Here is a 21,756-nt window from a genome sequence, read left to right on the forward strand (position 1 = left end):
GTACTTCCCGGCCTTGAAGGTTCGGAACGTGCCGAGATTCCACTGGTCACCCGTGCAATTGGGACCGGTGAACGCGCCGCGCTCCACGGAAGGGCGCGGCGGGACCACGTGACCTACTTCTTGACGACCCACCGGATCCGGCGGGTGTGCCACAGGGCCACCACACCGATCAGCACCAGCAGGACGCCGGCCGCCGCGACGGTGAAGATGGACGCACCGGTGACCGGCAGGCCGCCACCTCCGCCGTCCCCGCCGCCACCCGGCCGTGGGGACGCCTGGTTCAGGCCCACGAAGTCGGGGATCTCGTCGGTGCCGCCCAGGTAGGCCTGCTTCTCGTCAGCGGACTTGGTGACCGCCGTGAGTGACTTGTCGACAGTGGCCGGCAGCGTCGCGTGCTGTTCCTTGAACCCGCTGTCACTGAGCTTGGTCGTCTTCACCGGTTGTGTGAAGTCGACGCCGCCCGCTGTCACCTTCACGCCGTTCGGCAGCTCGTACGTGGTGGCGTTGATCTCCTTCACGTACTGGTTGAAGACGTCCGTCGGGGTCCAGTCGTCCTCCCGCTCCAAGGCGCTGACGTCGTTGCTGTCGATGCCGGCCTCGGCCGCGCGGCCGTCGGCAGCCATCCGGGCCCGGTACCACTCGGCAGCCACCCGGCTGATGTAGACACGGCGCAGGTCCTTGAACCCGGGCGCTTCGTTGACGGCCTCGTTCAACTCGGGCAGCAGCAGATCCCGGTAGACGGCCATCGACGGCTCCGGGTTGGCCGGGCAGGTGAAGTTCGGGTCGCCCGGGATCGTGAAGTCGAACGCCTCGGCCTTCACCTCGAGCGGCGCGTCGAGGATGTAGAGGCGGTTGCCCTCCTCGCGGATCGTCGCGGTCTTCGGGACGATCCACTGTCGGATGCAGGCCCCGTCCAGGCCGGTCATCCGGTTCCAGTACTCCAGACCGAGCGCCGTCTTCGGGTCCTGCAAGCGCGTCCAGGCCCGCTTCAGCTCCAGGTCGGCGTCGAGCATGACGCGACCGACAGCGGTACGGCCGAGGTACTCGTCGATCACCTTGTCCGGCTGACTCGGGTTCAGGTTCACCCAGAACCGCGACGACTCCACAGTCATCCAGGTGCTCAGGGCCTCGTCGGCGTCGTAGATCTGGACGGTGCCGTCCTTCGACTCCTGACCCGGGGTGGTGGCCGTCTCGAACGAGTACGTGTCACCCGTCGATCCGCCACCGTCGGTGACGTACCGCAACTGGACCGACGAGAAGTCGATGCCACCTGGCCGGATCGGCCCCAACTGCTTGCCGACCGCCTTGCTGACCGCGCTTCCCTTGGCCAACTCCTCCGGGGTCTTGGGCAGGATCGGCCCCGACTTCTTGGTCTCGTTGAGCAGCGTCTGGACCGCTACCTGCTTCGCGCCCGTGTTGCGGTTGTTGGTCCGGTCCCGCAGAGCCTTTTCGTCCTCACCCGGGTTGCCGTTCCAGCGGTAGCTGTAGGTGAACTTGTCCCGGACGTTGGCGTTCTTCAGCGCCGGGTCACAGGTCTTCTTGCAGGGTTCGATCTCGGAGTAACCCTCCTTGATCGGTGATGCCTTGGCCGGCTGGTACGACACCTTGCCGGTGTTCGGGTCGAACTCAATGCGCGGGGCCTTGCCCTGCATCTGCTCGATCAGGCGGATCTCGGCGTGCTTCGCACCGTCGCTGTAGCCGATGATGTACTTGCCGTCCTGCAGTTGAGCGATCGCGTAGTTGCCCCGGACGTTCGTGTACAACTTGTCGGTGGTCTTCGCCGGCCGGTTGTACCGGAGGTCCAAGCGCGCCTCCTGTAGGTACACGCCCAGCTTGTGGCACCCGTACCCGACCAGGCCCTGCGGCGTGATCGGCGCACACCGGGCATCGATGATCGGCCACGGCGCGGCGGCCTGCGGTCCGGCGTGCGCGGCGGCCGGCGCGATGCCGATCACCGACCAGATCAGGACCAGGACCGCCGCGAGTCGCGTCAGCACCGCGATCCGCGAACGCTCCTTGATGACATTGCCCATCAGATTCGGTGTCCCCCTTCGCACCCGTGCCACGAATGGCCCCCCAACGCGCGACGAAGATCGAGCGGCGGCACGGGTGATGGTGTGTTGACCCGCTTGTCACAGGCGAGTCCGGACATGTCCGTACGTCAATGTCGAACGGACCCGAGGGATGCTAGGCGGTCAATGTTAAGGACGTGACCCCGACCGACATTTCGGAGAAGGGCTAAAGGTCCGATTGGTCGGCGTAGTTACCGGTGGCGATGTCCCACGAGAGGGCGTCCCAGTAGTTGTCCGAGGTCATCGCCTGCGCGTCCCACTCCGCGATGACACGCTGCATCTCGTCCTTCGCGTCTTCCCACTTCTCCGGGTCGCCACCGACGATCGCGGGCGCGAGCCCGGCGACCAGGCGAAGCGAGCGCGCATACAACTCGATCGACGAGTTCACGAACGTCAACGACCCGTTGTGGTCGAGGACGTACACCGCGCCCGTGCCTGGATCGAGACAGAATTCGCCGCCCCACGCGTCCGTGCCGTACCCGAATCGCAGCATTCCGTTGCGCTCCACCAGATCCGGGCCGAGCAGGAACAGGTCGTACTCGTCGAGGCGTAGGGCGTCCGGCAGGTCCGCCGCCGCCAGTTGCTCCCGCACCTCCGGCGACAGCGACTCCCACCCGTCGAGAGTGTCCACAGATGACATGGTGGTCAATCTATCGACCACCGAAGGCCCACGCGGGGATCAACCCGGCTCCCGGGACCGCCATTCGTCGTCCAGGACCGCGAAGACCAGTTGGTCGGCCCACTCCCCCTCGAACAGGTAACTCGCCACGTGGCGCGCCTCCTGACGCATGCCGAGCCGCATCATCAAACGAGCGGAAGCGTCGTTGCGCGCGTGGCACCGACCGTAGACACGATGCAGCCCGAACTCGGTGAAACCCCAGTCCACCAATGCCGCGGCGGCCTCGGTGGCCAACCCTCGACCGCCGTGGTCCGGGTGGACGACGAACCCGAGCTCAGCCGTCCGGTCGGCCTCGCTGCGCCACACCAACTCCACGTGCCCGATCACCCCGGTCTGCTCCACAACGGCCACCGTGAGGCAGTCGCCCTCCACGCGGAGCGCGTCCTCACCGGTCATGGCGAGCACCGACGCCCGCGACTGTTCCCGGGTACGCGGCCCGGCACCACGCATCCACCGCGTGACGTCGGACCTGCGCTGGTACGCGTACACCTCGTCGAGGTCGTCGGCCCTGACCGGACGCAGCGTGAGCCGCGCGGTACGGATCGGGTAGGTCGGTGCGGACACCAGCAGATCCTATGGTCTGGTCGACCACGCCCGGTCGGCTCTCACACCTGGCCGTCGATGCGCGCGTGCAACGGTCTACTCTCGCCGGTATGTCCGACTCCCGCCTGCTGCGCATCGGCACTCGCAACTCCCCGATGGCGCTGGCCCAGGCCGAGCGGGTCCGCGCGATGCTCGCCGACCGGCATCCCGACGTCACCGTGGAGGTGAGGTCGATGTCGACCAGCGGGGACCGGTGGCTCGGAGACCTGGCCGTGCTGGGCGGCAAGGGGGCGTTCACCAAGGAGGTGGACGCCGCCCTGCTCAACGGGGACGTCGACCTGGCCGTGCACTGCGTCAAGGACGTACCCGGGGACCGACCGGCGCCGGCGGGCACGGTGCTGGCCGCCTACCTCGCCCGCGACGACGTCCGGGACTGCCTCGTACACCCGGGCGGCCTGCGCATCGAGCAGCTGCCCGCCGGCACCCGGGTCGGCACCTCCGCCGTACGGCGGGTCGCGCAACTGGCCCTGCACTGGCCGGACCTGGTCCCGGTGGCCATCCGTGGCAACGCGAACAGCCGGCTGGCCAAACTCGACGCCGGTGAGGCGTACGACGCGCTCCTGCTCGCGGTCTCCGGTCTGCAACGGATCGGCCAGGCCGACCGGATCACCCACCCGATCGACGTCGACTCGATGATCCCGGCGGTCGGCTCCGGCACCCTGGTGCTTCAGTGCCGCGACGACGACACCCGCACCCGCGACCTGGCCGCGAGCCTCAACGACCCGCGTACCTGGCGGGAGACCATGGCCGAGCGGACCATGCTGCACATCCTGCAGGGCAACTGTCACTCGCCGATCGCCGCGCTCGCGCGCACCGAACCCGACGGTCGTCTCGGCCTGCGCGCGAGAGTCATCAGTCTCGACGGCAAGACCGTGCTCGACGTGCACGAGTGGGCCGCGGACCCGATCACCCTCGGGACGTCCGTCGCCGCGGCGCTGTTGCGCCAGGGCGCCCGTGAACTCCTCGACCTGCCCACCCACGGGTCGGCCTGACCCGCGCCGGACCCGTCCGCTGGCCCGGCCGCAGGTGCTCAGGCCAGCGGACGCCGCCGGTCAGCTGGTGGGACTGCCGAACCAACGGGCGAGCTGTTCGTCCAGGTCCCGTTGCCCGTCGCCGATCCAGGCGATGTGACCGTCCGGGCGTAACAGGACACCCGGAGCGTCCACGGCGGCGGTGGGGTCGGCGAGGAGATCGACCCGGTCCGACCAACCGCCGACGGTCAACCGCCCGGTCCGGTCCAGCAGCAACCCACGGCCGCTGTGCATCACCTCGTAGAGGGTTCCGTTGGTGACGGCGATGTCGCGCAGGCGGCGGCCGAGCAGATCCGGGCCGGGGCCGAAGTCGTACCGGATGTCGATGCCGGTGATCTTCTCGATCAGGCGGCGGTTCACCACGTCGAGGTCCATCAGCTCGGTGAGCAGCCGGCGCACCGCCTGCGGGCCGGGTTCGGGCGACAGCAACTCCGTCTGGGCGCGGGTGTTGTCCAGCACGTCCTCGGCGACCGGCCGACGTTCCTCCTGGTAACTGTCGAGCAGGGTCTCCGGTGCCCAGCCCCGGACCTGCGCGGCCACCTTCCAGCCGAGGTTGAACGCGTCCTGAACGCCCAGGTTGAGGCCCTGTCCGCCGATGGGTGGGTGGATGTGTGCCGCGTCGCCGGCGAGCAGCACCCGCCCCACCCGGTACCGCTCGGCCAGGCGCGTGGCATCGCCGAACCGCGACAACCAGCGCGGAGAGTGCACGCCGAAGTCCGTCCCGGCAACGACCCGCAACTGTGTGCGGAAATCATCGAGGGTGGGCGGTTGGGCACGATCGCTGACTTCCCCGGCGGGGACCACGACGCTGTACACCTGCCCGCCGAAGGGCCGCAGCCAGAACGGGCGGTGGGTCTGGCCGACGGCGGCCACCCGGGCCGCGACCTCCTCAGCCGACGCTGTCAGCATCATCTCGCCCATCAGCGTCTCGGTCCGCGAGGGCTCGCCCGGGAAGCCGACGCCGAGCAGTTTGCGGACCGTACTGCGCCCGCCGTCGCAGCCGACGAGGTACCGCGTTCTCAGCCGTTCCCCGTCGGCCAGCTCGACCGTCACCCCGTCCTCGTCCTGGGTGAGACCGGCCAGCGCAGCACCGCGCCGGACCTGTGCCCCCAGAGCGATCGCGTGCTCTTCGAGCAGACCGACGATGACCGGTTGCGGGATGCCCAGCAGATAGGCGTGCGCGGTGTCCAGGTCCTCGGGCGCCGGTTTGTCGATGGCAGCGAAGAAGCCGCCGGCCGGGCGCTGCCGGCCCCGCTCGCGGACGCGCTCCAGTAGACCGCGCATCGCCATCACCTCGAGGGTGCGTACGTGCAGGCCGACGATGCGGGCGAACGACGTGGGCTCGGTGTCCTTCTCCAGTACGAGAACCCGGACATCGTGCAGCCGCAGCTCGGCGGCCAGCATCGCGCCGGTCGGGCCGCAGCCGCTGATTATCACGTCGAACAGGGGTCGGCGTTCGGGGCCGGTGACCGGCAACGCCGCAGTGGTGTGTTGCCCAGAGTGCATGGGTGTTGCCTTTCGGGAGTGGCGAGGCGCTCCCGGCGACACCTACGTCAATCGCCCGACCGTGACGGAGAGAGGGAGCACCCACATCGCTGCAACGTTCATGGGTCTCACCTCCTCGGGCAGGGTCACGTTCCGCAGCAGGCTACAAGCCCCGGCTTCGTCGCGTCCACCGCATTCTCGGCGCATGCCGTCGTCCTGAACTGCCCCAGCCCATCGGGCTTGTCGGAGCGCTGGCCTAGCCTGACGAGATGCTGTCGCAGGTGAAGGGCTTGACCCGGCATTTCACCGAGGAGACCCTTCGCGCGTACCTCCTCGATCGTTCGGTCCGTCGAGACGACGGCTGCCTGATCGTGCGCGGTTACGGCAGCCAACGGGGCGTTTATCAGAAGGTCGCCGGTCGGGCTTGGGCGCACATCGCGGCCTACGTCGTCTTCGTCGGCAACTTCGATCCGGACCTTGATGTGCACCACCTCTGCGGCGTTCCAGACTGCATCGAGCCCACCCACCTACGACAGGTGAGCCACGCCGACAACTGCCGCAACCGCAGGCAGCAGCCGCACTGCCGCAACGGACATGAGCGGGAGATCGACCCCGCGAGCGGTCGGTACCGCAAGGTCTGCCGAGTGTGCAACAACGAGGCGCAGAAGAGGTGGCGCATGCGTCAGGCCGCAGAGGTCGCCGCAGCCCGTGCGGCGCACGGCCGGCAGACGGCCTGAGGGTCCGCACCACCGTCTCGATCCCGGCCTGGCGTCAGGTGGAGTACTCAAGTCAACTCACGACACCATCTGAATCATTACGCACAAGAACTGTCATTATGATGCACGTCCGGTACGCACCTTTTGTGGCAGGTAATTACTGGATTGTTGTTACTGGTAATCCAATAATGCTGACGGGGTGGCTCCCGGCGACGTTGAGGTCTTCCGCGATGACCCTCCACCGGGCGGCGACCCGCTGACTGGCGGCCGGACGCTTGATCACCGCCGCGCATCGCGACGAGGTCCGGCGCGTCGATCAGGTCGCGCTCGTTCGACGCTGCCGTCGGCCCGGTACACAGGCGCCGGGCCGACGGCAGCGTCGGTTCAGGCTGCTCGGTAGCGGGTGGCCAGCTCGGGGCTCTGCGCGCCGAACGCCGCGAGGTCGGCCTTGAAGACCGCGTCAAGGAGGCCGGTGTCCTCGACGCCCGGAGCGCAGACCGTCTCCCCCAGTTCCAGGCCACGCAGGCTGGCGGTGACGACGTCGTCGGCCGTCATCCGGGGCATCCGACTCATGTCCAGGCCCTGACGCTCGTGGAACTCGGTGGCCACCACACCCGGGCACACGACCTGCACGGTGACCCCGGTGCCCTCCAGCTCCGCGCTCAGGGTCTGGGAGATGGCGACGAGGTAGGCCAGGCTTCCGCCGTAAACGGCGCGGCGGGGCATCTGGGAGTGCGGGGCGGGACCGCTGAAAGCGATCATGCCGGCCACGTTGATGATGGTGCCTTCGCCGCGTTCCTGCATACCCGCGACCACGGCGCGAGTGAGCATGGTGGGCGCGAGGACCTTGACGTTGACCAACTCGGCGGCCTTCGCGGCGGGGAGGTCGGCGAGGGGCATGTAGTGGGCGACACCTGCGTTGTTGACGAGCATGGTCAGCGGCTCGGTGGCGCAGATCTCAGCGACCGCGTCGATGCCCTCGGTGGTGGACAGGTCGGCGGCCACAGTCCTGACCGTGACCTCGGGGTGGGCGGCGGCGAACTCCTCAAGGCGGTCCTTGCGCCGGCCCACGATCACCAGGTTGAAGCCGTCGGCGGCCAGGCGTTCGGCGAAGGCCCTGCCGATGCCGGAGGTGGCGCCGGTGACGAGCGCGAGCTTGCTCACTGTTCTTCCTTCTTTCTGTGGTCGGCCGCCGCGGTCATCGCTCGGTGCCCTTGCGCCCGATTCGCGCCAGCACGATGTGATTGTCGTGCGGTCTCATGCACCAAGCCTGCGAAACGGCAGGGCGAGCAGCCAGACGTCTGGCCTTCCTGGGAACGCCGGTACCAGGCTGGCCGGAGTCGGCGCGGGCACACTGGCAGTCGTGGCAACGACGGAATTCGGGCAGGCGGTGCGCCGCTGGCGCGAGCGGGTCTCGCCGGAAACCGCTGGACTCCCCGTCGGCGGTCAGCGGCGTACCCCAGGGCTTCGACGCGAAGAGGTGTCCCAACTGGCCGGGATCTCCGTCGACTACATCACCCGACTCGAACAGGGTCGCGCCACCAGCCCGTCGCAACAGGTCGTCGAAGCCCTCGCCAGAGCCCTACGACTGTCCGGGCCGGAGCGCGCGCACCTCTACCAGCTGGGCGGGCTGCAGCCGCCCGGACCGGACAGCGTGCCCGCCCACCTCACACCCAGCGTGCAGCGCGTACTGGACCGGCTGACCCACACCCCTGTCGCCGTCTTCGACGCCGCGTGGACGCTCCTGCTGACCAACCCGTCCTACGCCGCCCTCATGGGCGACCCGTCCGGATGGCACGGCCACCAGCGCAACGCGGTGTGGCGCAACTTCCTCACCCCCAGCGACCGCGTACGACACACCCCACGGTCACGGCACGCCCTGCAGAGCGCCCTGATCGCCGACCTGCGCACCGCCACCGCCCGTTACCCTGCCGACCAGCGGCTCGGCCGGCTGGTCGCTGAACTGCTCATACAGAGTGACCGGTTCGCTGAACTCTGGAACACCGGCATCGCCGGCCACCACGAAGCCGCCCGCAAGACGATCGACCACCCGCACGTCGGCGCTGTCACCCTCGACTGCGACATCCTCACCGTGGCCGGCAGCGACCTGCGCATCATGGTCTACACCGCCGAACCCGGCACCGAGGACGCCGAGCGTCTGGCCCTGATCACCACCCTCGGCATTCAGACACTCGTCAACTAGGGCGTTCGCCTCCACGCACGCCGGTGGGTCGGCCTGTGAGGCGGTGGCCTCGGTCGACGGGCGGTGATAGTTGATCTCCGCTGGACGGGTTTCACAATACGATCGCTTCCCTCCCCCTTTATTGGAGGTCCGGATCTTGACCGAGTTGTACCCGCCGATCGAGCCGTACGACACGGGCATGCTCGACGTCGGCGACGGTAACCGCGTCTACTGGGAGGTGTGCGGCAACCCGGCCGGTAAGCCGGCGCTGGTCGTCCACGGCGGTCCCGGTTCCGGGTGTGGGACCGGCTGGCGCCGGTACTTCGACCCCGACCGGTACCGGATCGTCCTGTTCGACCAGCGTGGTTGCGGCCGCAGCACACCGCACGCGAGCGACCCGGCGACCGATATGCGGCACAACACCACGTGGCATGTGATCGCCGACATGGAGCGGCTCCGTGAACGCCTCGGCATCGACCGGTGGCTGCTGCACGGCGGTTCCTGGGGCTCCACACTCATCCTGGCCTACGCGCAGCAACACCCCCGACAGGTGTCCGAGATCGTCATCGCCGCCGTCACCATGACCCGGCGCGTCGACATCGACTGGCTCTACCGGGGCGTCGGCCGGTTCTTTCTGGCCGCATGCGGCAGGCGCTGAAAGACCTGACCTTCTCCGAGCACTCTGAATGGTTCGGCTTGGGCCCGCTGGCGCTCGCCCTCCTGGCCGGTTTCCGGGCACTCGTGGTCGACGCACCCTTCGCCCGCTGGGCTTGGACCGCCGTCGCCGTCCTCATGCTGATCCTCTGCGCCGTCTACGTCATCTGGACCAGGAAGAAGCGCTCCTGACCAGGAGGGAGGGCAGGCACCGCCATTCGCTGATCGCGGCGACCTGCACGGTGGCTTCGTACCGCATGGCGAGCTTGCGGCGGTTGATGCCGTACTCCACGGCATGACACTGCGTAGGTAGCGGGCGGTTCTGTGACGCCCGGTCAGGGCCGGAGCCAGCGATCGAACCAGGCCCGGGTCCGACGCAGGACGTCGAGTTGGTGGTTGCGTTCCCGGATCGAGTGGCCCTCTCTCGGGTAGATCACGAACTCGTGTTCGACGTCGAAGTGGCGCAGCGCCCGGTGCAGGTACACGGCCTGTCCGAGGGGGACGTTGGTGTCCTCGGCGCCGTGCAGGATGAGCACCGGAGTGCGGATGTGGCTGGCGAAGGAGACGGGGCTGACCGCGTCGTGTCGGTGTGGGCCGACGCCGGACCAGCCGGTGCTCCCACCGAGCGCCGCTTCGAACTGGCCGTTCTCCCCGGTCGCGGCGAGCATGCCCCAGTCGACGACGCCGGCGCCGACCAGTGCGGCGCGGAACCGGTCGGTGTGGCCGACGGCCCAGGCGGACATGAAGCCGCCGTGGCTCCACCCGGCGATACCCAACCGGTGGGGGTCGGCGATGTCCTGGGAGATGAGGAGGTCGATGCCGGTCTGGATGTCGGTCCACTCCTCCTGACCGACCCGGCCGGCGACGCTGGCGGCGAACTGGTGGCCGTGGCCCTGGCCGCCGCGCGGGTTGGGTAGGAACACCGCATAGCCGGCGGCGGCCAACCATTGTGCGCTGGGGAACCAGAACAACTGGCAACGGTCGGCGTAGCGGTCGTAGGGGCCGCCGTGCACGATCGTGATCAGCGGGAACGGGCCTTCGGAGGCAGTTCGTCCGACCGGGAGTACGAGTAGGCCGTCGAGGGCGAGGCCGTCGGTGGCCCGGTAGGCCAGCGGTTCCTGCGTACCGAGAGTGAGCCCGCTCAGTTCTGGGCGAGTGTCGGTGATCTTTCGTAGTGGCCCGGCCGGGGGCCCGACATGGACGTCGACGGGTCGATACCGGCTACCGGTCAACGCGGCGATCGTCCCGCCGGTGCCAGTGGTGGTGAGGTCGCTGAGGCGTCCCGGATGCTTCGACAGGATGGTGAGGTCGGTGGGGCCGAGCCGGGCCACTGTCGTGTTCAGGCCGTCGGCGAACACCACCAGTGCGGCGGCATCGGTCTGGCACAGCTCGGTGGGGCACATCGAGAGATCAGCGGTGCGGTTGCGCAGGACGCGGCTGCCCAGGGCGAGGTCGAACACGGCGGTACCGGCGTGTAGTGCCGGTGGGGTGAGGGCGAGGTAACCGAGGTGCCAGCCGTCCTCAGCTGGCCACCAGGCCAGCGAGCGCGCATCGGCCGCGACCGGTCCAAGGTCCTCCACGGTCGCTGTGACGTGGTCGAACAGGTGCAGCCGACCGCTGCGGGGGCCGTGGTCGCTGTCGGCGCTGGCCTGGGTGAGCACGGCGAGCGGGCCGCCGTCGGGCCGTTGCCGCAGGTCCACGACGTGTCGGTCGCCGAACACGTCCGGGGTGGTGACGCTGCCCGTGTGGAGGTCGAGCAGCCGCAGCCGGGCATGTGGTTCCCGCTCGCCGGCGACGATGGCGTCGTCGCGGTCCCGGGCGCGGCGGTCGTCCTCCTCGGTGGGTTCGTCCTCGGCGAGCAGGGCGACGAGGCCGGGGTCGGCGAGGGGCAGATGGTCGATGATGCCGGCGCGCCAGGTGGTCAACGCGGTCACCGTGGCGTCGGCGACGGCAAATCTGTACAGCTGTGGAGTGGCGCGGTCAGTGCGGTCGGACAGGAAGAACAACACCCTCGAGTCGGCTGACCAGCGTGGCCGAGACTCCGTCGCGGTGTCGGCGGTCGCCCGGCGCGATGCGCCCCCGTCATCGATGTCGACGAACCAAACCTGGGTGTCGAGGTGGTCACCGACCCGGCTGAGGGGAGCGACGACGTAGCCGAGCAGACGCCCGTTCCGAGCAAGTACGGGGGTCCGCAGCTCACGACCGTCGACTATGACCTCGGCGGTCAGACCTGTCATGCGGACCAGTCTGCCAACATCGGCGGGGCAACACGCGACCGGGCAGGACAGGTCGGCTGACGAATACGGGAACTCAGGGGCGGCTGCGGACAGGTACCGGTGTGACAGCTGAGATGCGGAGCCGAATCCGCGCGGGAGACACCGAGGCGTTCGGGGACCTCTTCGACGAGCACGCCGACGCGGTCCGTCGACATGCGGTGTGGAGCGGGAGCGACCCGGCGCTCGCCGACGACGTGGTGTCGCTGACCTTCCTCGAGGCGTGGCGGATCCGCGAGTCGCTGCGGCCGGACGGGGACACTCTCCGGCCGTGGCTGCTCGGCATCGCCACCAACGTGCTGCGCAACCGGCGGCGGGCGGCGCGGCGGCACCGGGAGGCGCTCCGGCGGCTGCCGGCACGCGACACGGTTCCCGACTTCGCCGACGAGGTGGTCGGTCGGATGCACGACGCCGACCAGGTGGCCGCCGCTATGGCGGCGCTGCGGGCACTGCGTCGGGCGGACCGGGAGGTGTTCCTGCTGTGCGTGTGGTCGCAACTGGACTACGCGGCGGCCGCCGAGGCGCTGGGCGTACCCGTCGGGACGGTGCGGTCACGGCTGTCACGGGCCCGGACCCGGCTGCGGGCGTTGGCCGAGCAGGAGATGGCACGTACCCGAAAGATCCCCATCGAGCAGGGAGAGTACCGATGAGCGAGCCCACCGCCCCCCACGTGCCGACCCTGCCGGCCATGCGCCGGCAGGCACTGCGACACCACCTGATGAACGAGATCGGACGGCCGGCCCGGCGGCCGCGACGGATGCTGGTGCTCGCGCCGGCGGCAGGCGTGCTGACCGCCGTGGTCGCGGCCGGCGTGGTCACCCAGCCGTGGGCGCCGGACAGCGCGCCACTGGTCGTGGCGGTCGCGCCGGGAGAACGCGCCGGCGCCACGATGCTGCTGAACCGGATGGCCGAAGCCGCCGTCGACAAGCCGGTCCCGACGTCCGGCGAGGGCGAGTACGTCTACATCCGGAGCCAGGGTGCCTTCGCCGAGGTGGGCGACGGGCCGGCCCGACTGCAACCGGTACGCGAACGGGAGCTCTGGATCCCGCGCTACGAACCGGGCAATGGCCTGCTGCGGGAGCCGCGCTTCGACGTACCCCTCGCGGAGGTGATCCCCCGGCAGTCGCGACTCGACGACGTGACGCCGAACGCGGCGCTCGTCGACCTGCCCACCGACCCGGATGCTCTGCTGGCGAAGCTCTACCGGGAGCGGGAGCAACGGGGTCGGGGTAACAGCCGCGACGGCGCGGCGTTCACCGCGATCGGCGACGTCCTGCGCGAGTCGCTGGTGCCGCCCCAGACCAGCGCGGCGCTCTACCGGGCGGCGGCGAAGATCCCCGGGGTCGAGGTGGTCCGTGGGGTCACCGACGCGGCCGGCCGGCGGGGAATCGCCGTCGGGCACACCGAGCTCGACAGACGCGACGAGTGGATCTTCGACGAGCGGACGTTCGAGTACCTCGGCGAGCGCAGCTATCTCGTGGCGGACACCCCCGACGGACCCGCCGGCACGGTGTTGGGAACGACGGCGGTGCTGCAACGGGCGGTCGTGTCCGCCCTCGGGGAGCGCCCGGAGCGGTAGCCGGTGCGGCGCGATTTGACCCTCGACCGGGTCGAGGCCCGAGCATCGGCGGCATGGACGAACAGCCCACACCCGACCCGACCATGACGCGCATCATCGAAGCGGTGCAGCTCGGCCAGGCCGGTGATCCGACGGAAGCCCGGCACCGCCTCACCGCGCTGTGGGACGAGATCGGCGCCGGCGGCGACGCCCTGCACCGCTGCACCCTGGCCCACTACCTCGCCGACCTGCAGGAGACTCCCGAGGTCGAGTTGGTGTGGGACGAACGCGCCCTCGCCGCCGCCACCGACCTCACCGACGAACGTGCCCAGCAGCACCACCACGCGCTCCAGGTGCGGGGTTTCCTGCCGTCGCTGCACCTGAACCTCGCCGACGTGCACCGACGACTGTGCGACACCGCCCGGGCCCGGGCACACCTGAGCACCGCTCGGAGCCTCGCCGAGTACCTGCCGACCGACCAGTACGGCGATCTGATCCGCGCGGGTATCCAGCACGTCGACCAGGCTCTCGCGGCGGGCTCGACCCAGCGCCTCGACTCGCACCCCGCCGCAGCCGGCTGACAACGCCCGGCGGGTCGCGGTGCCTACGGCGCTACCGCCGCTGGTTCGGCTGCCGGATCCCGTGGCGGCTGGGCGCGGACCGGCTGGCGCTGGAGGACGACGACGGAGGACAGCACCAGGGCACCGCCGACGAGCTGCACCACTGTCAGGTTCTCGCCGAGGACCACCGTGGCGAGTACGGCGGTGACCACCGGTTCGACGGTGGACAGGATGGCGGCGGTGGACGGACCGGTGCGCCGCAGCCCGGCGAAGAAGGTCAGCATCGCCACGACTGTGGACACCACGGCGATGCAGGCCAACCAGAACCACCCCCGCCACCCGAAGTCCAGGTCGACGCCGCCGGTCAGCAGGGCGCGGACGGCGAGGGTCCCGGCCGCGCCGGTCAGCACCAGCGTGGACAGCACCACGGGTGCCAGCCGGTGCACGACGGTGTCGGCGACCAGGATGTAGATCGTGTACGTCAGCGCGGCGGCGAAGGCCAGCAGCGCCCCGAGCGGATGGAAGCCCACGCCACCGGCGCCGAGCAGGACCAGTAGCGTTCCGCCCGACGCGGCCACCAGCGCGGCGCCGCGCCTCGGGGAGAGCCGGTCCCGGCCGAGCAGCACCGCCCCCACTGTCACCAGGACCGGGTACGTGTAGAGGATCAGAGCCAGCAGCGAGGCGTCCATCAGTTCCAGCGCGGAGAAGAACAGACCCGCCTGGGCGGCGTACCCGACGGCACCCAGCCCGATGGCGACGGCCAGCAACCGGCGGCCGTTCATCGCTGGCCGCCCGGGAGCTGGCGAAGCGCGGCGCAGGCCCGGGCGCACCAGCAGGGCGACGCCGAGCAGGACGGCGGCCAGGGTGAACCGCACCAGCAGCAACTCCCCGGTTGGGACGCCGGCGTCGTAGGCGAGCTTGCCGAAGATCGCCATGGCGCCGAAGCACGCCGCGGACAGGAGACACAGTGCTGCACCCATGCAGCAAGGATCGAAGACCCAACCGATCAGGTCCAGCGATGATTCCCGGAGGTCAATCATTAGGATTCCCGCATGATCGAGCTTGACCTGCGGCGGTTGCGCTTCCTGCGTGAGTTCGAGGAGCGCGGCACCCTGGCGGCGGTGGCGGCGGCTCTGGGTTACAGCCCGTCCACGATCTCCCAACAACTCGCCCTGTTGGAGAAGGAGGTCGGCGCCCGTCTGCTCGACAAGGCCGGCCGCGGCGTGCGGCTCACCGATGCCGGGCACCTCCTCGCCCAGCACGCGCGCGTCCTGCTCTCCGCCGCCGAGGCGGCGCAGGCCGACCTCGCCGCTCTCGGCGGCGACATCCGCGGCACCGTCCGCGCCGGGGGCCTGCAGTCAGCGGCCCGCCGCCTGCTCATCCCCGCCGTCGCGCGCCTGAAGGCCGAGCACCCGCAGGTCCGCGTGGAAATCTTCGAACTCGAACTCGAACAGTCCCTGCCCGGCCTGCGCCTCGGCACTGTCGACCTCGTCATCGGCGACGAGTACGACAGTCATCCCCGCCCACGACCGGCCGGTCTGCGCTTCACGCTCCTGCTGGAAGAGCCCCTGAGGATCGTGCTCCCCGCCGCGCATCCACTCGCCCGCTCCGGCGGACCCGTCGCGATGGCCGATCTGCGGTCCGAGATCTGGGCCGCCTCGGCCGAGGGCACCGGTCACCACGCCATGGTGGTCGGGACCTGCCGCGCCCTCGGCGGCTACGAACCCGACCTGCGGCACCGCTCCAACGACGCGGACGTCCAACTCGAACTGGTCCGCGCCGCGACGGCTGTCGCCCTCATGCCGGCCCTGACCCTGCCCCGCGACGACCCGGCGCTCGCGATCCGGGACATCGCCGAGACCACCCTCAGGCGCCGCCTGGTCGCCGCCACCCGGGACACGCCGCCCGCTCCCGCGCTCATCGCCCTCCTGGCGGCGGTGACGGACCAGGTCCACGAACTGCGCGTGTAGAGATCAGCGCAGCATCGCCCGGGTCATCCGGCGGGTGGCGACGTACATCGCGACCGAGCCGAACGCGACGAGGTACGCCACCGGGATCAGCAGGTCCCAGCCGAGGCGACCCAACGCTGGTTCGCGTACCAGCTCGATGCTGTGGTAGAGCGGCAGTGCCTGGATCACGGGTCGCACCGCCTCCGGGTAGACCGACAGGGGGTAGAACGTCGTGGCGAACAGGTACATCGGCAGCATGACCAGCTGGATGTACTGGAAGTCGGCGAAGTCGCGCAGGTACGTGGTGACGGCCAGCCCCGCCGCGGCGAACGCGTACGCGATCAGCGCCGACGCGGGTAGGGCCAGCAGCACCCAGGGCGAGGTGACCAACCCGCCCACCGCCATGAGGGTGAGGAAGCCGATCGACGTGAGCAACGCGTTGATCATGGCGCTGGTGACCTCGCCGACGGCGATGTCGGTGACCGACAGCGGTGTCGGCAGGATCGCCTCGTAGGTCTTCTCGACCCTCATCCGGATGAAGACGCCGAAGCTGGTCTGGTTGAACGCGGTGTTCATCGCTGTCGTGGCCAGGATCGCCGGGGCCACGTAGACGACGTAGGGGACCTCGACCCCGGGGACCGTACCGACGAGCAGCCCGACGCCGATGCCGATCGACAGCAGGTAGAGGATCGGTTCGACGAGCGCGTTGAGCAGCGGGGTGACCGACCGGCGGTAGATCATGAAGTTGCGTTCGATGAGCGCGAGGGCTCGGCGTCTCGTCCACTCGGGTACGACGACGGTGGTCATGCTGTCTCCACGAGGCTCTGGGCGGGGATCGTCACGGGTGCAACCGTCGGCGGTAGGTGACGCGGGCGACGAGGAAGCCGCCGATCGCGAGGGTCAGCAGGTAGGCGATGTGTACGGAGCTGCCGCTGACAGTCGCCGTGCCGAGGCTGAGCGTGCGGCACAACTCCACCCCGTGCCACAGCGGCAGCAGGTAGGACACCGGCCGGATCCACTCGGGTAGCTGCGAGACGGCGAAGAACGTGCCGGAGAACATGTAGAGCGGCATGATGACGAAGCGGAAGACCGTGTCGATGTGGCGCAGCTTGCGCACACCGACCGCCCACGCCGCGGCCGGTGCCGCGAACGCGACCCCGGTGAGCGTCGCGCCGAGCAGCGCGCCGAGGGCCCACCATCCCCCGATCAACCCGAACGCGGCCATCACCGCGATGAAGGCGGCGCTGGCGACGAGCACCCGGAAGGCGATGAAGAGCAGGTGCCCGGCGGCGAGCTGTTCCGGGTCGAGTGGTGTCGGCGTGGCGCTGCGGTAGGCCCCGAAGCCGGCGGCCCGGGCCACGCCCCCGGCCCCCTCCAGGAACGCGTTCTGCATCGCGGCGGCGGCCAGCATGCCCGGTGCGAAGAACGCGGCGTAGGAGACGCCGGCGATCTGGGCCGGCGCGTTGTCGTCGACGAGGGAGCCCAAGCCGGCACCGATGCCGATCAGGAACAGCAACGGGTTCAGCACGTTGATCACGATCGAGCCGCGCCAGGTACGCCGGTAGCGCGTGACCCAGTATCGGAATGCGCGAAGCACCAGTGGTCCCCCTGCTACTCGATGAGCGAACGGCCGGTGAGCTTGAGGAACACGTCCTCCAACGTCGCGCGGCGGACCAACGCGGTGAGCGGCGTGAGCGACATGGCGTGCACCGCGGCGAGGGCGGCCTCTCCGTCGGCGGTGTAGACGAGCACCCGGTCGGGAAGCGGTTCGACGCGACCGTCGCTGCCGGTGGCCAGCGCCGACGTGCGTAGCTTCTCCGCCGCGGTGTCCCGTTCGTCGAGGCGGAAGCGCAGTTCGAGGACCTCCCGCGTGGCGTACCTGTCGATCAGGTCCCGGGGAGAGCCCTGCGCGACGATGCGGCCGTGGTCGACGACGATGAGCCGGTCGCAGAGTTGCTCGGCCTCGTCCATGTAGTGCGTGGTGAGGATGAGCGTGACGCCCTCCTGTTTGAGCTGGAAGAGCCGGTCCCACAGGATGTGTCGCGCCTGCGGGTCGAGGCCGGTGGTCGGCTCGTCGAGCAGCAGGATGTCGGGTTCGTTGATCAGCGAGCGGGCGATGGTGAGTCGCCGACGCATGCCGCCGGAGAGCGTCTCGACCTGGTCGCCGGCCTTCTCCTGAAGCTGCGCGAAGTCCAGCAGTCGGGTGGCCCGTTCCCGGATGACGGCGCGTGGCAGGCCGAAGTATCGCCCGTAGATGTGCAGGTTCTCCCGGACGGTCAGTTCGTTGTCGAGGTGGTCGTCCTGGGTCACGACGCCCAGCCGGGCGCGGATCTGTGGTCCCTGTGTCATCGGGTCCATGCCGAGCACACGCAGGGTGCCGCCGCTGATCGGCGACGTCGCGGCGATCATCCGCATGGTGGTGGACTTGCCGGCGCCGTTGGGGCCGAGGAGCCCGAACGACTCGCCCCGCTCAAGCGCGAAGTCGATGCCGTCGACAGCGCGGAACTCCGCTGTGGACCCGCGTGGTGGATAGGTCTTGGTCAGATTCCTCGCCTGGACGAGGGGTTGCTCGCTCACCATGGCAGCCTAGAAAATCCAACAACAGACTGCAATATTTAAACAGAGCATTGTAATTTCTAGACTATCCCCTGGGGTTGGTCGCCGATCTCGATTGCCACGCCCGACCGGACCTGCGAGGGTCGACGGATGTCACAGGTGACCGGCGGCGACCTGCTCCAGGCGGCCGACGAGATGACGCGCGTACTGCACCCGCACCGCGAGCGCGACTGGTCGGTGCCCGCCGGCACGTTGACGTGGAGCTGCTGGACCACGGCGGCCCACGTCGCACACGACCTCCTCGCGTACGCCGGCCAGGTCACCGGCCGCCCGGAGGACGGCTACCTGCCGTACGACCTGCGGGTCTCCCCCGACGCGAGCCCGGCGCAGACCCTCACCGTGGTGCGGGCCTGCGCCGGGATGCTCGCCGCCGTCGTCGACGCGACCCCGCCTGACGCGCGGGCCTGGCACTACGGCCCCTGCGATCCGGCCGGCTTCGCGGCGATGGGCGTGGCCGAGACCCTGCTGCACACCCACGACATCACCCTCGGCCTCGGCGTGCCGTGGCAGCCACCGCAACGGCTGAGCGCACTGGTGCTGGGGCGACTCTTCCCGGAGGCCCCGGCCGACCCCGCCCCCGAGGTGCTGCTCTGGATGACCGGCCGTGGTGAGTTGCCCGGCCGGGCGCGGCGTACCTCCTGGAATTGGCACGCTGCCGTGGACTGACGGGCTGGACCGCGCGCTACCGCGTCCGCCCCGGATGAAGCTGACGGACGGGCACCGGCAACACGTGCCGGTGCCCGTCCAGCGGAAAGGTCGGCGGCCGGGCGGGCAGCGTCTCCTCGTAAAGGAAGCCGCACTTCTGTGCCACCCGGCAGGACGCGACGTTGTCCACCTGGTGCAGCAGGTCCAGATGCGTCAGCCCGGGGAACCTGTCGAACGCCCAGCCGCTGAGCGCGGTGACCGCGCGCGGGGCGACCCCGCGACCGCGCGCCCACGACGCCGTCCAGTAGCCCACCTCCGGTGCGGGACGCTCCGGCGTCACCCCCTTGAGCACCACGTTCGCCACCAGCCGTGGACCATCCGCGTGGTCCTCGAGGACGGCGAAGCTGTACCGCCGGCCGTCGGCCCAGTCCTGCCGCGTCCGCTCCAGCCAGTGCCGGCCCTCGTCGACGCTGGTCACTGGCAGCCGAGTCCATCGGCGCAGCACCGGATCCCGGTACGCCGCCAGCAGCGCCTCCAGGTCGTCGTCCACCCAGGGCCGCAGGGCAAGCTCCGACGCCCGCAACTCGATCACCATCCGCACAGTCTGCCGATGGCGTGCAAGGCCGACCAGACGGGTCAGCGCGACCGGCGCAGCCATGGCAGCGGCCACCAGGTACGGCGGGACCGGGGCGGCGGGGCGACGACGGCGGCCCGCTCGGTCGGTGACGTCGAGACGCTGGGCGGGGAGTGCTCGGCGCGCCAGCGGCGGACCACCTCGTCGGCGTTCACCGGACGCACCACCACCCGGGGGCCGTCGGGGTTGCGGAGCCAGGCCACGATCTGCGCGTTCAACTGCCCCACGACGTCGCGTACGGACTGTTCGGTGGGCAGGTCGCGGACCTCGTCGGGGATCTGCTCGATGCGTCGGCGCAGCTGTAGCGGGGTGGGCAGGAGCAGGTCGCTGGGCAGCGCCTCACGCTCCAGGAAACTCTTGATCCACCATGACTCGTCGTACGGCGTACCTCGGCCGGGGATCGGCTTGCCCATGCCGGGCAGGTTGTCGAACTCGCCGCGCTGCGCGGCTCCCCGGATCTGCGCCTCCACGGCCGCTTCCCACGCTTCGGTCACCCTGCGGCACCTCCCCCGGCCACGGTAGCCCGTCGCCTCCGGACGGCAACGGTCGTCGGAAGAGATCAGCGCACCCGCCCCGGTGACCATTCCCGGCCGGTGGTGCCACCGGACTGAAGCGCAGGCCACGGGCCGCAAGGTGGCCCTCGGCCGGCATGTTCGTCCCGATTACGGTCAGTGTGGGGACTATCGAACGGGGGAACACCGATGGTGAGTTCGGGTGCGCTGCTGGGCATCGCGCTTGTCGCGTTGGGGCTGGTGCTGACACCGGGCCCGAACATGGTCTACCTGGTGTCCCGCTCGGTCGCGCAGGGCCGCCGGGCGGGGCTGGTCTCGCTGCTCGGGGTGGCCGCCGGTTTCGGGGTCTACCTGGCCACGGCGGTCGCCGGCCTGGCCGCCGTGTTCGTCCTGGTGCCGACGCTGTACGCGGTGGTGAAACTGGCCGGCGCCGGCTACCTGCTCTGGTTGGCCTGGCGGACGCTGCGCCCCGGCGGGCACTCACCGTTCACGCCCGCGCCGCTCCCACCGGACCCACCCCGGCGGCTGTTCACCATGGGTCTGGTCACCAACCTGCTGAACCCGAAGATCGCCATCCTCTACGTGTCGCTGCTGCCCCAGTTCGTCGACCCGGCGCGCGGGCACCTGGCCACGCAGAGCCTGCTGCTCGGCCTCACCCAGATCGCTGTCGCGCTGAGCGTGAACGCGCTGATCGTGCTCACCGCCGGCTCCCTCGCGGGGTTCTTCGCCCGCCGACCCGTGTGGCTACGGGTGCAGCGGTGGGTGACCGGTACGGCGCTGGCCGCGCTTGCCGTGCGGATCGCCACCGACCGGTCCCGCGCGGCGGTCGCCGCGCCCTGACCCGACGGTCACCGGCCGCGGTGGCGGCGGACCATCCCGGCGGCCAGCGGCGCGGCGTCCAGGTCACCGGCGGCGAGCCGGGCGGCGAGGGTACGGCGCACCAGCCGGTCGGCCAGCGCGGGCACGTGCCGGCCGACGGCCATCTCCAGGCGGCCACGGGCGGTGGTGGCCACGTCCCGGGGTGCCCGGCGGGCGGTGGCGGTACGCAGGATCGCCGCGACCACCCCCTGCACCGGCTCGGGGCGGGACACCCCTTGCAACGACAGTCCCGCCTCGGCCGTGCTGTCGTGGATGGGTGAGGCGACCATGCTCGGGTAGACGACGCTGACCCCGACGTGGGTGCCCACCTCGTGCCGCAACGCGTCGGCGTACGCCACCAGGGCCCGCTTGCTCACCCCGTACGCGGCGGCGAGAGGCAGCGGTAGCACCGCCATCCGACTGGCCACGAAGATGACCCGTCCGTGGGCGGTGACCAGCGGCGGTAGCGCGGCGGCGGTGGTCCGCCACGCGGCGAGCAGGTTGACCTCCAGTTGCCGGCGGACCACCTCGTCGGGTGGCAGTTCGGCCGGGGCGGGCCCACCCACCCCGGCATTGTTGATCAGCAGGTCGAGCCCGCCGAGCTGGTCGACGGCGGCCCGCACCGCCGGCGCCACGGCGTCCGGGTCGGTCAGGTCGCAGCCGAGCACCGGCACCTCGCCGTCGGGCTGAGGGTGCAGGTCGAGCCCCACCACCCGCGCGCCGGCGGCG

The 21,756-nt window shown here is 70.2% G+C and carries 23 protein-coding genes and 1 pseudogene; 11 read left to right on the forward strand and 13 right to left on the reverse strand.

Translation table 11 applies throughout. From position 1 onward, the window contains the following. Positions 1 to 113 precede the first annotated feature (113 nt). From ACWCO3_RS11490 to ACWCO3_RS11500, 3 genes are all read right to left on the reverse strand, one after another. Positions 114 to 2,033: a hypothetical protein gene (locus ACWCO3_RS11490; protein ID WP_450009733.1), complete on the reverse strand. Its 1,920-nt coding sequence runs from the start codon at positions 2,031 to 2,033 to the stop codon at positions 114 to 116. A 205-nt stretch (positions 2,034 to 2,238) separates the two neighbouring features. Continuing rightward, the gene (locus ACWCO3_RS11495; RefSeq protein ID WP_450009735.1) at positions 2,239 to 2,712 is read right to left on the reverse strand and encodes an SUKH-4 family immunity protein; all 474 of its coding nucleotides are present in this window, start codon (positions 2,710 to 2,712) and stop codon (positions 2,239 to 2,241) included. Between the two features lie 39 nt (positions 2,713 to 2,751). Further along, positions 2,752 to 3,315, reverse strand: a complete 564-nt coding sequence (locus ACWCO3_RS11500; RefSeq protein ID WP_450009737.1) for a GNAT family N-acetyltransferase — start codon at positions 3,313 to 3,315, stop codon at positions 2,752 to 2,754. Positions 3,316 to 3,404: 89 nt separating this feature from the next. Between ACWCO3_RS11500 and hemC the strand changes: the two genes are divergently transcribed. Continuing rightward, positions 3,405 to 4,346 carry a hydroxymethylbilane synthase gene (hemC, locus tag ACWCO3_RS11505; RefSeq protein ID WP_450009738.1) on the forward strand — a complete coding sequence of 314 codons (942 nt, stop codon included), beginning with the start codon at positions 3,405 to 3,407 and terminating at the stop codon, positions 4,344 to 4,346. Between the two features lie 60 nt (positions 4,347 to 4,406). On the opposite strand, the gene rox is transcribed toward hemC, so the two are convergent. Next, positions 4,407 to 5,831, reverse strand: a complete 1,425-nt coding sequence (rox, locus tag ACWCO3_RS11510) for a rifampin monooxygenase (protein ID WP_450009765.1) — start codon at positions 5,829 to 5,831, stop codon at positions 4,407 to 4,409. A gap of 308 nt (positions 5,832 to 6,139) precedes the next feature. Here rox and ACWCO3_RS11515 point away from each other — a divergent pair, with 308 nt between their 5' ends. Then, entirely contained in the window at positions 6,140 to 6,607 is a 468-nt protein-coding gene (locus ACWCO3_RS11515; RefSeq protein ID WP_450009740.1) for an HNH endonuclease, read from the forward strand. A gap of 363 nt (positions 6,608 to 6,970) precedes the next feature. Here the strand turns inward: ACWCO3_RS11515 and ACWCO3_RS11520 are convergent, their stop codons facing one another. Next, positions 6,971 to 7,750: an SDR family NAD(P)-dependent oxidoreductase gene (locus ACWCO3_RS11520; protein ID WP_145781873.1), complete on the reverse strand. Its 780-nt coding sequence runs from the start codon at positions 7,748 to 7,750 to the stop codon at positions 6,971 to 6,973. Positions 7,751 to 7,949: 199 nt separating this feature from the next. Here ACWCO3_RS11520 and ACWCO3_RS11525 point away from each other — a divergent pair, with 199 nt between their 5' ends. The 3 genes and pseudogenes from ACWCO3_RS11525 (at position 7,950) to ACWCO3_RS11535 (ending at position 9,614) form a co-directional block, all read left to right on the forward strand. Then, positions 7,950 to 8,789: a helix-turn-helix transcriptional regulator gene (locus ACWCO3_RS11525; RefSeq protein WP_450009742.1), complete on the forward strand. Its 840-nt coding sequence runs from the start codon at positions 7,950 to 7,952 to the stop codon at positions 8,787 to 8,789. A 136-nt stretch (positions 8,790 to 8,925) separates the two neighbouring features. After that, positions 8,926 to 9,402: pseudogene (locus ACWCO3_RS11530) on the forward strand (alpha/beta fold hydrolase); the annotation flags it as partial. Between the two features lie 8 nt (positions 9,403 to 9,410). Further along, the gene (locus ACWCO3_RS11535; RefSeq protein WP_145781878.1) at positions 9,411 to 9,614 is read left to right on the forward strand and encodes a hypothetical protein; all 204 of its coding nucleotides are present in this window, start codon (positions 9,411 to 9,413) and stop codon (positions 9,612 to 9,614) included. A gap of 143 nt (positions 9,615 to 9,757) precedes the next feature. Here the strand turns inward: ACWCO3_RS11535 and ACWCO3_RS11540 are convergent, their stop codons facing one another. Next, the gene (locus ACWCO3_RS11540; protein WP_450009745.1) at positions 9,758 to 11,659 is read right to left on the reverse strand and encodes a S9 family peptidase; all 1,902 of its coding nucleotides are present in this window, start codon (positions 11,657 to 11,659) and stop codon (positions 9,758 to 9,760) included. 113 nt (positions 11,660 to 11,772) lie between these two features. On the opposite strand from ACWCO3_RS11540, the gene ACWCO3_RS11545 reads away from it, so the two are divergent. Genes ACWCO3_RS11545 through ACWCO3_RS11555 form a run of 3 tightly spaced genes read left to right on the forward strand, consistent with a single transcriptional unit; the run spans position 11,773 to position 13,834 of the window. Then, positions 11,773 to 12,345: an RNA polymerase sigma factor gene (locus ACWCO3_RS11545; RefSeq protein WP_145781883.1), complete on the forward strand. Its 573-nt coding sequence runs from the start codon at positions 11,773 to 11,775 to the stop codon at positions 12,343 to 12,345. Further along, positions 12,342 to 13,274, forward strand: coding sequence for a CU044_5270 family protein (locus ACWCO3_RS11550; RefSeq protein WP_145781886.1), 933 nt, complete (start codon positions 12,342 to 12,344; stop codon positions 13,272 to 13,274). The genes ACWCO3_RS11545 and ACWCO3_RS11550 overlap by 4 nt, the downstream gene beginning before the upstream one ends. A gap of 53 nt (positions 13,275 to 13,327) precedes the next feature. Then, a complete protein-coding gene (locus ACWCO3_RS11555) occupies positions 13,328 to 13,834 on the forward strand; it encodes a hypothetical protein (RefSeq protein WP_145781888.1) in 507 nt (168 codons plus the stop codon). Positions 13,835 to 13,857: 23 nt separating this feature from the next. Here the strand turns inward: ACWCO3_RS11555 and ACWCO3_RS11560 are convergent, their stop codons facing one another. Beyond that, positions 13,858 to 14,793: a DMT family transporter gene (locus tag ACWCO3_RS11560; RefSeq protein ID WP_450009748.1), complete on the reverse strand. Its 936-nt coding sequence runs from the start codon at positions 14,791 to 14,793 to the stop codon at positions 13,858 to 13,860. A gap of 72 nt (positions 14,794 to 14,865) precedes the next feature. On the opposite strand from ACWCO3_RS11560, the gene ACWCO3_RS11565 reads away from it, so the two are divergent. Beyond that, entirely contained in the window at positions 14,866 to 15,783 is a 918-nt protein-coding gene (locus tag ACWCO3_RS11565; protein WP_450009750.1) for a LysR family transcriptional regulator, read from the forward strand. Positions 15,784 to 15,786: 3 nt separating this feature from the next. On the opposite strand, the gene ACWCO3_RS11570 is transcribed toward ACWCO3_RS11565, so the two are convergent. From ACWCO3_RS11570 to ACWCO3_RS11580, 3 genes are read right to left on the reverse strand one after another with little or no spacing between them, the layout of a single operon-like run. Continuing rightward, entirely contained in the window at positions 15,787 to 16,569 is a 783-nt protein-coding gene (locus ACWCO3_RS11570) for an ABC transporter permease (RefSeq protein ID WP_357844066.1), read from the reverse strand. Between the two features lie 31 nt (positions 16,570 to 16,600). Next, complete coding sequence (locus ACWCO3_RS11575) at positions 16,601 to 17,359, reverse strand: ABC transporter permease (protein WP_450009752.1); 759 nt, start codon at positions 17,357 to 17,359, stop codon at positions 16,601 to 16,603. A 14-nt stretch (positions 17,360 to 17,373) separates the two neighbouring features. Continuing rightward, on the reverse strand, positions 17,374 to 18,342 hold the full coding sequence (locus ACWCO3_RS11580; protein ID WP_450009753.1) for an ABC transporter ATP-binding protein: 969 nt from the start codon (positions 18,340 to 18,342) through the stop codon (positions 17,374 to 17,376). Positions 18,343 to 18,468: 126 nt separating this feature from the next. On the opposite strand from ACWCO3_RS11580, the gene ACWCO3_RS11585 reads away from it, so the two are divergent. Then, positions 18,469 to 19,044, forward strand: a complete 576-nt coding sequence (locus ACWCO3_RS11585) for a maleylpyruvate isomerase N-terminal domain-containing protein (RefSeq protein ID WP_450009755.1) — start codon at positions 18,469 to 18,471, stop codon at positions 19,042 to 19,044. A 16-nt stretch (positions 19,045 to 19,060) separates the two neighbouring features. Here the strand turns inward: ACWCO3_RS11585 and ACWCO3_RS11590 are convergent, their stop codons facing one another. Together ACWCO3_RS11590 and ACWCO3_RS11595 are read right to left on the reverse strand one after the other, a co-directional pair. Continuing rightward, complete coding sequence (locus tag ACWCO3_RS11590; protein WP_450009757.1) at positions 19,061 to 19,618, reverse strand: GNAT family N-acetyltransferase; 558 nt, start codon at positions 19,616 to 19,618, stop codon at positions 19,061 to 19,063. Positions 19,619 to 19,659: 41 nt separating this feature from the next. Continuing rightward, positions 19,660 to 20,151, reverse strand: coding sequence for a DnaJ family domain-containing protein (locus ACWCO3_RS11595; RefSeq protein ID WP_450009759.1), 492 nt, complete (start codon positions 20,149 to 20,151; stop codon positions 19,660 to 19,662). A gap of 207 nt (positions 20,152 to 20,358) precedes the next feature. Between ACWCO3_RS11595 and ACWCO3_RS11600 the strand changes: the two genes are divergently transcribed. Then, complete coding sequence (locus tag ACWCO3_RS11600) at positions 20,359 to 21,009, forward strand: LysE family translocator (RefSeq protein WP_450009761.1); 651 nt, start codon at positions 20,359 to 20,361, stop codon at positions 21,007 to 21,009. Positions 21,010 to 21,017: 8 nt separating this feature from the next. Here the strand turns inward: ACWCO3_RS11600 and ACWCO3_RS11605 are convergent. Continuing rightward, the coding region (locus ACWCO3_RS11605; protein ID WP_450009763.1) for an SDR family NAD(P)-dependent oxidoreductase at positions 21,018 to 21,756 on the reverse strand (739 nt) is incomplete at its 5' end.

This window comes from Micromonospora sp. NPDC002411 (assembly GCF_053592955.1).

Excerpts from the sequence above, each read along its gene's own strand:
- ACWCO3_RS11490 (WP_450009733.1), bottom strand. The coding sequence starts at position 2,033 with ATGGGCAATGTCATCAAGGAGCGTTCGCGGATCGCGGTGCTGACGCGA.
- ACWCO3_RS11495 (WP_450009735.1), bottom strand. The coding sequence starts at position 2,712 with ATGTCATCTGTGGACACTCTCGACGGGTGGGAGTCGCTGTCGCCGGAG.
- hemC (WP_450009738.1), top strand. The coding sequence starts at position 3,405 with ATGTCCGACTCCCGCCTGCTGCGCATCGGCACTCGCAACTCCCCGATG.
- ACWCO3_RS11515 (WP_450009740.1), top strand. The coding sequence starts at position 6,140 with ATGCTGTCGCAGGTGAAGGGCTTGACCCGGCATTTCACCGAGGAGACC.
- ACWCO3_RS11535 (WP_145781878.1), top strand. The coding sequence starts at position 9,411 with ATGCGGCAGGCGCTGAAAGACCTGACCTTCTCCGAGCACTCTGAATGG.
- ACWCO3_RS11540 (WP_450009745.1), bottom strand. The coding sequence starts at position 11,659 with ATGACAGGTCTGACCGCCGAGGTCATAGTCGACGGTCGTGAGCTGCGG.
- ACWCO3_RS11545 (WP_145781883.1), top strand. The coding sequence starts at position 11,773 with ATGCGGAGCCGAATCCGCGCGGGAGACACCGAGGCGTTCGGGGACCTC.
- ACWCO3_RS11550 (WP_145781886.1), top strand. The coding sequence starts at position 12,342 with ATGAGCGAGCCCACCGCCCCCCACGTGCCGACCCTGCCGGCCATGCGC.
- ACWCO3_RS11555 (WP_145781888.1), top strand. The coding sequence starts at position 13,328 with ATGGACGAACAGCCCACACCCGACCCGACCATGACGCGCATCATCGAA.
- ACWCO3_RS11560 (WP_450009748.1), bottom strand. The coding sequence starts at position 14,793 with ATGGGTGCAGCACTGTGTCTCCTGTCCGCGGCGTGCTTCGGCGCCATG.
- ACWCO3_RS11565 (WP_450009750.1), top strand. The coding sequence starts at position 14,866 with ATGATCGAGCTTGACCTGCGGCGGTTGCGCTTCCTGCGTGAGTTCGAG.
- ACWCO3_RS11570 (WP_357844066.1), bottom strand. The coding sequence starts at position 16,569 with ATGACCACCGTCGTCGTACCCGAGTGGACGAGACGCCGAGCCCTCGCG.
- ACWCO3_RS11580 (WP_450009753.1), bottom strand. The coding sequence starts at position 18,342 with ATGGTGAGCGAGCAACCCCTCGTCCAGGCGAGGAATCTGACCAAGACC.
- ACWCO3_RS11585 (WP_450009755.1), top strand. The coding sequence starts at position 18,469 with ATGTCACAGGTGACCGGCGGCGACCTGCTCCAGGCGGCCGACGAGATG.
- ACWCO3_RS11590 (WP_450009757.1), bottom strand. The coding sequence starts at position 19,618 with ATGGTGATCGAGTTGCGGGCGTCGGAGCTTGCCCTGCGGCCCTGGGTG.
- ACWCO3_RS11600 (WP_450009761.1), top strand. The coding sequence starts at position 20,359 with ATGGTGAGTTCGGGTGCGCTGCTGGGCATCGCGCTTGTCGCGTTGGGG.